The 3,827-nt window shown below is 70.8% G+C and carries 3 protein-coding genes; 1 reads left to right on the plus strand and 2 read right to left on the minus strand.

Annotated elements, in window-relative coordinates; genetic code table 11:
• A partial coding sequence (locus FRW57_RS18710) for an ATP-dependent DNA helicase (RefSeq protein ID WP_152186727.1) occupies nucleotides 1-1,824 on the plus strand: 1,824 nt, incomplete at its 5' end.
• Nucleotides 1,825-2,101: 277 nt separating this feature from the next.
• Here FRW57_RS18710 and FRW57_RS18715 read toward each other — a convergent pair.
• Together FRW57_RS18715 and FRW57_RS18720 are read right to left on the minus strand one after the other, a co-directional pair.
• Nucleotides 2,102-2,737, minus strand: coding sequence for a response regulator (locus tag FRW57_RS18715; RefSeq protein WP_152186728.1), 636 nt, complete (start codon nucleotides 2,735-2,737; stop codon nucleotides 2,102-2,104).
• Nucleotides 2,734-3,827 (minus strand): sensor histidine kinase (locus FRW57_RS18720; protein ID WP_152186729.1); only part of this gene is annotated, 1,094 nt, incomplete at its 5' end. The genes FRW57_RS18720 and FRW57_RS18715, both read right to left, overlap by 4 nt.

Genomic DNA, 3,827 nt, shown 5'->3' on the forward strand with positions numbered 1-3,827 from the left:
CGGTTCGCCGACCCCACCGAGCGGCTGGCCGTGGCCGAGCGGGCCACCGACCTGGCGTTGGATCGGGCGGTGCCGGTGGACCCGCCGGAGATCGCGGTCACGCCGGCAGCGCTGCAGCGGGAGGACGGGACCTCCCGGTTCCGGTTCCGCGGCATGGAGGCCTACACCACCCAAGCCACGCTCGATGCCGAGGCGCGGCTGCTCGCGGCCGGCCGGTGCGTGGACGGCCCGGCGATCGACCCGAGCCTGGTGGCCGCCGCAGGGGCGGAGCCCGGAACAGGTGCCGGGCTATCGGTAGGGCAGGTGGCTGCGGTCCGCGCCGTGGTGTCCTCGGGCCGGGAGCTGGACGTGCTGGTCGGTGCCGCCGGAACGGGCAAGAGCACCACCATGGCCGGAATGCGGGCGGTGTGGGAGACAGGGTTCGGGCCGGGGTCGGTGATCGGGCTGGCACCGTCCGCGGCGGCCGCGGAGGTCCTGTCCCAGGTGGTGGGGATCCCAACGGAGAACACCGCGAAGTGGTTGACCGAGAACGCCCGCAACACCGATCGCCGAGCTGAGGTCGAGGCGTTGCAGGCCAAGCTGTGGCGGGCCAGCCCGTCACGACAGACCAAGGCGATGCGAGAACGCATGCATGCCCTGATCGCGGAGGGCCGGGCGTGGTCGCTGCGTCCGGGCCAGCTGGTGATCATCGACGAGGCCTCGATGGCCGCCACCTTCGACCTGGACGCCCTGACGACGCAAGCCCGGGCGGCGGGCGCCAAGGTGCTGCTGGTGGGCGACCCGGCCCAGCTCTCCCCCGTCGGTGCCGGCGGAGCCTTCTCACTGGTGGTCGGCGACCGGGCGGACGTGCCGGAACTAGTGGACGTGCGACGCTTCCGACACGAATGGGAGCGGGACGCCTCGCTGGCCCTGCGCGCCGGCCGAGCCGAAGCCGTCGACGCCTACGACGAGCACGGACGAGTCGCCGGCGGCGACCGTGACGCGATGCTCGACGCACTGTTCAACGCGTGGCGCACCGACATCGACGAGGGCCGGCGGTCGCTGATGATCGCCGGTGACAACCAGACCGTCACCGACCTGAACGCCCGCGCCCGAGCCCACCGAGTCGCCGATGGCCTCGTCACCGAGGAGGGCGTGAGGCTGGCGGACGGATCCGTCGCGGGTGTCGGCGACCTGATCGTCACCCGACGGAACAACCGCTCGCTGTCCACCGGCTCTGGGTGGCTCAAGAACGGCGACACCTGGACCGTCACCCGCATCTGCCGCGGGGGAGGGCTGAAGGTGAAGCGTGGTGACAGCCATCGGGAGGTGTCCCTGCCCGCGGGATACGTCGCGGAAAGCGTGGAACTCGGCTACGCCACCACCGCACACCGGGCGCAAGGACGAACCGTCGCAACAGCGCACGCGTTCGTCGACGTCACGACCGCGCGCGAGCCCCTCTACGTCATGACCTCACGAGGTTGTGAGTCGAACCGCCTCTATGTCGACACCGCCGACCAGCCCGGAACCGAGACTCCCGCGCCCGGATCGGAGCTGACTGCAGTCGAAGTCCTACAGGCCGCCGTCGCCGACACGGAAGCCGAGCAGTCCGCCACCGCGACGATGGCGGAGCACTGGACACAAGCCCACTCCGTAGGCCAGCTGTCGGCCGAATTTCAAGCCATCGTCGCGGACGGAACGACGATGGCCACGGACGCTGCGCGAGAGCTCGAGCGTGCTCGGGCGCTGGCCGGGCGGGCCGAGCTGCTGCGGCAACGTGCCCACAGCCAGCGGGCCGTTGACGTACCCGACTCGGTACAGACCGGCCCGGCGCCAAGCCTCTAGATGGCTCGGGAGCACGCCAGCGTACTCCGCCAAGCGGACTGGCCCGCCCGTGCAAGCGACGAACAGCTTCGGGTAACAGACGACACGGTCAGACCGAGTGGCTGCCGGCAATTGTCCCGTAGAGCGCCCCTGTCCCGGTGAGCGATCCGGACGGCCTATACGGCGACGCTGCCCATCCACGCAGGCCGCTTGGCCCCGTGACCTGATGTTTCCCGTAGGTGGTTCCCGATACGGAACGGCCCAGCTATACGAACACAGCGGACAGTCCCGGGGTTGGTCAGCGGCGGATGAGGCCGCGGGCGGTCGCGGTGGCCACGGCGGCGGTGCGAGAGTCAGCGCCGAGCTTGGTGTAGATGTGCGCGAGGTGGGACTTGGTGGTGGCCTGACTGAGGAACAGGCGCTGGCTGATCTGCTGGTTGGAGAGCCCCTCGGATACGAGTTGCAGGATCTCGGTCTCTCGGGGGCTGAGCGTCTCGGCCGGGGCGCGCACGCGGTCCATCAACCGTTGAGCGATGGCGGGCGCTAGTGCGGACTTGCCGCTTGCTGCGGTGCGGACCGCGGCCGCGAGTTCCTGCGGCGGGGCGTCCTTGAGCAAGTAGCCGGTGGCGCCCGCTTCGATGGCGGCCAGGATATCGACGTCGGTGTCGTAGGTGGTCAGGATCAGCACCCGTGGTGCGTCGGGGCGGGCGGTGATGATGGCGGTGGCCTGGGAGCCGCCCATGCCGGTACCGAACTGCAGGTCCATGAGCACGACGTCAACGTCCAGCTCGTGCGCGAGCTGGACGGCCTGCTCGGCGGTGGGCGCCTCGGCCACGACCTGAAAATCAGGTTCGGCTTCCAGGACGGCGCGCAGGCCGGCGCGCACGACTGGGTGGTCGTCGGCGAGCAACAGCCGAACGGTGACCGGATTCATGGCGTGGCTTCTTGGGTGTCATGGGCTCGGCAGCAGAGGGTGACGGCGACGGCGGTGCCCTGCCCGGGGGCGGACTCCACAGCCAGAGTCCCGTGCAGGGCGCGGGCACGGGCGCGCATCGCCGCCAGGCCGAATCCGGCCCCGTCTGGTCCCTGCCCCGGGGTTACGACGAGGTCGGGATCGAACCCGGTGCCGTCATCGACGACGTCGAGGGCGACTTCGGTGTCCATGTAGCTCAGGGTCAGCTCGGCGCGCGTCGCGTGCCCGTGTTGGACGGTGTTGGCCAGGGCGGACTGGGCGATGCGCAGCAGCGCGATCTCTTGTGCGGGAGGCAACTCTGCTGGGATACCGGAGATGTGCGCCTGCACAGCCAGGCCGGAGGCGTCGGCAGTGCTGGCGCACAACTGCTTCAAGGCGGCGGGTAAGGACCCCGCCGTCTCCAGGCCTGGGGGGGTCCAGTCGCGGACGAAGCGCCGCGCCTCGGCGAGGTTGTCTACTGCGTCCTGGCGGGCCTGCTGGACGTGACCCAGCGCGGCCTCGGACCGGTCGGGGAGCGCGTGTTCGGCGGCACGCAGCAGCAGCTGGATGCTGGACAGGCCCTGGGCGAGAGTGTCGTGGATCTCGCGGGCGAGGCGTTCGCGTTCGGCCAGGACCCCGCCGGCGTGCTCGGCAGCGGCCAGGTCGGCGCGAGCGGCGGTGAGCTCCTCGATCAGGCGCTGGCGGGCCTCACTTTCCCGGTACAGCGCCTGATAGCCGAGCACGGTAGCCACCGCGACGGCAGCGCCCAGAATCGGGCCGACGAACATCGCCGCACTGAACTCGTGCTGGTGCCAACCGAAGACGGCGATCGCTGCGGCGGTGGTGATCGCGACCGCGACCAGTCCCCACCGCGTGGGCAGCAGGTGGAGCTGGACGAAGAACAGCGGGAAGGCCAACCAGATGCCGTCCGGAGTCAAGAACAGCAGCACCAGCCAGACCACGACGACCACCGCCAGCCACGTCGCCGCGGCAGCGGCGCAGCGGCGCACCAGCGGCAGGGCCGGACCGGCGGCGTAGGTGGCGGCCAGCAGCACGGCGACCGCAACGACGG

The sequence above is a fragment of the Segeticoccus rhizosphaerae genome, assembly GCF_009192725.1.
Taxonomy (GTDB): domain Bacteria; phylum Actinomycetota; class Actinomycetes; order Actinomycetales; family Dermatophilaceae; genus Segeticoccus; species Segeticoccus rhizosphaerae.

Excerpts from the sequence above, each read along its gene's own strand:
- FRW57_RS18715 (WP_152186728.1), bottom strand. The coding sequence starts at position 2,737 with ATGAATCCGGTCACCGTTCGGCTGTTGCTCGCCGACGACCACCCAGTC.